The organism is Paenibacillus sp. 2TAB19, from assembly GCF_052115185.1.
Lineage (GTDB): Bacteria > Bacillota > Bacilli > Paenibacillales > Paenibacillaceae > Pristimantibacillus.
Genome location: NZ_JBFRGE010000213.1, coordinates 1 through 776 on the forward strand (window position 1 = coordinate 1; position 776 = coordinate 776).

At 43.8% G+C, this 776-nt stretch carries 1 protein-coding gene and 1 pseudogene; both read right to left on the reverse strand.

Annotated features, from left to right (window positions below; genetic code table 11):
* Positions 1–362, reverse strand: a 362-nt coding sequence (locus tag AB4Z33_RS31050; protein ID WP_442053591.1) for a hypothetical protein, incomplete at its 3' end; no start/stop codon positions are given.
* Positions 363–464: 102 nt separating this feature from the next.
* A pseudogene (locus tag AB4Z33_RS31055) lies at positions 465–776 on the reverse strand (3-hydroxyisobutyrate dehydrogenase); the annotation flags it as partial.

A 776-nucleotide genomic window follows, 5' to 3' on the forward strand; every position in this document is an offset into this window, starting at 1 on the left:
GTGTTATATACTTGTGCGACGCCGCCCGAAATTGGCTTCGGATTTGGATCCAGTATGCCTCCAGCATCATAAACCCAAGCCCGTATTTTCAAATCTCCTGGTGGTGGGAAAATTCTTATTGTTACCTTAAGTGGCTTGCCGCTAATGTTTGTCCAATCACCTATAGGGCCATAGTCCGTAAAATACCCAATTCTCCCAATGGTACGGTGCTTTGAGGTGCGGACTTCCGGATTGTAATCTCCCGGTTTCTCGTCGAGCCATAAACCAGAAGAAGCGGAAGCCGTTCCCGCTGACATCGAAAACAGACTAAACCCAACCAACGCAGCGGCCATAAACATTTTTATTCTCTTCAAATCCAACACTCACTCTCCCCCAACTAAAGATTGAGTTTATTATCCTACTTGGATCATAATTTGTTAATATGTACCAAGGACTAGTTTTTGTTGATATGTGTCGGTAGAGTTTTATGAATTGAATACTTCTCTATTTGTTTTAACAACATCATGAATGGAAAATGTACCACCTGAAGCTACCAGCTTTTCCATAACCTTATCGCGAAGAAATGGCGCTTTTTCTTTATTCGCTTTCGTTAAGGCTATGGTTAGTTCCTCTTTTGTAAGTTCGGTGCAGTACGCAGGGGTTCCTGGCTGTTGTCTCCACGAATCGCTTAAAGAACCGCTATCCACGGCATCGAAGCCTAGATCGTTTGCTACACCCATGATGATTTGTTTATGGGATAGGTCATCGCCAGCAACCGCTATAGCAATGCGTCCATC